We start from the raw sequence: 2899 nt of genomic DNA, 5'->3' as shown, positions 1-2899 counted from the left end.
CGGTGACAAGTTGAACGCCCGCGATCGCCGTCGACATCCCGGTCGTCGGTTGACGCTCGTTGTGCGCCAGCTGCTGATGGGGCCCGCCGAGCCCAAAGTGGATTGGTCGGTCTCGGTCGATTCGACGGTGAACCGTGCCCACCAGCACGGCACCAACCTGCCGCGCACCACAGGGGGCCGGTTCGAATTACATGAATCTGTTTGCTGAGCCGGACGATCATGCGGTTGGACGGTCCCGGGGCGGATTGAGCACCAAGATTCACGCCTTGGTTGATGGCAAAGGCAGGCCCTTGGTTCTGCTAGTCGCTCCGGGCCAGGGCGGGGACGCGCCGATGTTCGCCCACCTCATGAACCAGCTGAAGATCAACCGGGCGGGTCAGGGCAGACCCAGAACCCGCCCGGACCGCGTCCGCGGTGACAAGGCCTACTCCTCGAGAGCGATCCGAACCCACCTCCGCGACCGCGGTATTACCGCAGTCATCCCGCAACCGTCCGACCAGATTGGCCACCGAAAGCGACGAGGTTCCACCGGTGGCAGGCCGCCTGCCTTCGACAAAGAGGACTACAAGGGCCGAAATGTCGTCGAACGAAACTTCAACATCTTCAAGCAATGGCGGGCCCTGGCGACCCGCTATGACAAGCTCGCCCTGACTTACCGCGGCGGAGCAGTTCTCCGGGCAATCATCATCTGGCTGACAGCTTTAGGAGACACGCCCTAGCGAACGAGGAAGAATTCCTGCGCAGCGTTCGATCGTGTGAATCACGGGGCCGGGTAAGGATGAAAGCGGTGGCGGCGTCCTGGTTGGGCGTTCACCGGCCCAGCTCTTGATGTTGCAATAGCTCGAGGGCGCCGCAACTATCCGTCAGGGACAGTTCAAGCCGTTCCGATTCGGGGTAGCGCACCACAGGGTTCTCGCCGCCCCATATCTGTACCGACTGGTCTGGGCCCCACTGCGGCCATCCCGGGTTTCCGGTTGCGGCGAAGCGGGTCCATGCGCTGCGCATCCGGATGCCGGATTCGATCACTGAGTCAGTTGGCTCCGGGATCAGCGCTCCCATTCCGGTGTCCAGGGTGTTGAAGGTCAAGGGCAAGTCAATGGCGTGCGGGGAGCCCATGCCCCCTACCGGGTCGATGCACAGCTCGTAGACGAACACGTGTCCCCCGGCGTCGGCGCCGGCCATGGCAGCCTGCAGTGTAGGGGCGAGGAACAGGTAGTCGGTATTGACCTTTTCGTAGAGCTCCCCGGGTTCTGCTTGCGGCATAATGGCGCGGTAGCCGTCGGCGTCTCCGTTGGGTGCGAAGATGTGCAGGGCGGTGTCCGCTTCTTCCGTGGTGATGCTAAACCGCTTTCGTAGGGCGGTGAAAAGACGGTATTCGTCGCGGGTATGGCCGGTGATTATGGGTATTTCGCGGGCGGCGCCATTTCGAAGCGCCGTCCATGGGTCCTCCGGCATCGTGTCTCCGTCCACGATCGGCCCAAAGATCGGCCCAGACGACGAGGAAGTGTAGGCGAGGGTACCCCATTCGTCGGCGCGGTTTCCCATGGTGCTGATGACCAGCCGCGTTGCGTCGGCCAGCGTCTGAGGAGTCAACGTCGCAAGGGTGCGTGCATCTGCTGTTCCTTCGATGCCGGCTGCGGCGGCGACGGCCTGGGTGACCGAGTGCGCGAGTGGTGGGGAGAAGAACATCCGAGGAATACTCTGGGCGATGGCCCGATGGAACAGATTGCGGGCGCGTGGCATGGTTAGCAGGGCCAGGACACATCCGGCGCCTGCGGATTCTCCGAAGATTGTGACCTTTTGCGGGTCACCTCCGAAGCCGGCAATGTTGTCCCGCACCCATTCCAGTGCCGCGATCTGGTCGAGGATCCCGCGGTTGGAAACGGCGCCGTCGATCTGTCCGAAGCCGTCCACACCCAACCGGTAGTTCACGGTGACAACCAGGACGCCCTCGCGGACCAGTGCGGTCCCGTTGTACGCCCGTTCTGAACCTGCCCCGGCGAGGTAGGCTCCGCCGTGGAACCACACCATGACCGGCAATGCCTCTGGAGCTGCACTCGGGGCCCAGATGTTGAGGGTCAGACAGTCAGGTGCCGGATCGGTTGACGGCGGGATCTCCGAGCCAGGCAGTTGCAGGACCTGGGGCGCCGGGGGCCCGTACGAGGAGGCATCGCGAACAGAGCTCCATGGAGTAGGGGCCTGGGGCGGTGCGAATCGGTGCCGGCCCCAGGGCGGCGCGGCGTAGGGGATCCCGAGCCAACTGCGCACCCCGTCATCTTCACGGCCTTGGACTGGACCTGTTTGAGTTAGCACCGGGTTGAGCATGGAACCGACCTTTCATAATTTGCAGAGAATATTTCTGTATTCAAGAGGATGACTGAAAATGTGACGTTCGTCAACCCCTCTGACATGAAAATTAGGTGAGTGCGGTGGGGTGCGTGGGGTGAGCGGTGTTATCCGGTCTGTTGCAGGGGTTCGAGAATGACTTGATAGCCGAGGGATTCTAGTTGTCTGACGGCCCGGGCCATGGTTTTAACGGGTGTCTGCCGGGTGAAGTAGTCGGCGCCGGGGTCGTTGTAGAGTTCGCCGGTGGTGAGCATGTGCCACGCTGCGGTGAGGATGGAGTGTTCGACGGCGACGAGGGCTTTGGCGGGTCCGCGCCGGGAGGCAATGCGCCGGTATCTGGCACCGAGGTAGGTGTTCTTCGATTTCGCGCAGGACAGAGCAGCGATGCCCAGGGCACCTTTGAGGTACCGGTTGCCGGGCCGTGTTTTGGTGGATTTGACCCGTCCGGCGGATTCGTTGGATCCCGCGCTTGTGCTTCATCCGGCGCCTGCGCCGGGCCGGCCCGGCGCGCTGAGCGCAACCGGCACACCAGCCCGGGCAACAATTCCCTCAA

At 63.2% G+C, this 2899-nt stretch carries 3 protein-coding genes and 1 pseudogene; 2 read left to right on the top strand and 2 right to left on the bottom strand.

Annotation, left to right across the window (positions count from 1 at the left end):
• A partial coding sequence (locus G533_RS25040) for a hypothetical protein (protein WP_205622670.1) occupies positions 1-208 on the top strand: 208 nt, incomplete at its 5' end.
• The gene (locus tag G533_RS0119150) at positions 192-719 is read left to right on the top strand and encodes an IS5 family transposase (protein WP_027951291.1); all 528 of its coding nucleotides are present in this window, start codon (positions 192-194) and stop codon (positions 717-719) included. The genes G533_RS25040 and G533_RS0119150, both read left to right, overlap by 17 nt.
• A gap of 91 nt (positions 720-810) precedes the next feature.
• Here the strand turns inward: G533_RS0119150 and G533_RS23025 are convergent, their stop codons facing one another.
• Positions 811-2325 carry a carboxylesterase/lipase family protein gene (locus G533_RS23025; protein ID WP_084639182.1) on the bottom strand — a complete coding sequence of 505 codons (1515 nt, stop codon included), beginning with the start codon at positions 2323-2325 and terminating at the stop codon, positions 811-813.
• Between the two features lie 128 nt (positions 2326-2453).
• A pseudogene (locus G533_RS24325) lies at positions 2454-2819 on the bottom strand (IS110 family transposase); the annotation flags it as partial.
• Positions 2820-2899: the final 80 nt, after the last annotated feature.

The sequence above is a fragment of the Haliea salexigens DSM 19537 genome, from assembly GCF_000423125.1.
Classification (GTDB): Bacteria; Pseudomonadota; Gammaproteobacteria; order Pseudomonadales; family Halieaceae; genus Haliea; species Haliea salexigens.
This window is presented reverse-complemented; position numbering and strand designations above follow the sequence as displayed.

Bases quoted from the DNA above. Each gene is read 5' to 3' on its own strand.
- G533_RS0119150 (WP_027951291.1), top strand. From the start codon at position 192: ATGAATCTGTTTGCTGAGCCGGACGATCATGCGGTTGGACGGTCCCGG.
- G533_RS23025 (WP_084639182.1), bottom strand. From the start codon at position 2,325: ATGCTCAACCCGGTGCTAACTCAAACAGGTCCAGTCCAAGGCCGTGAA.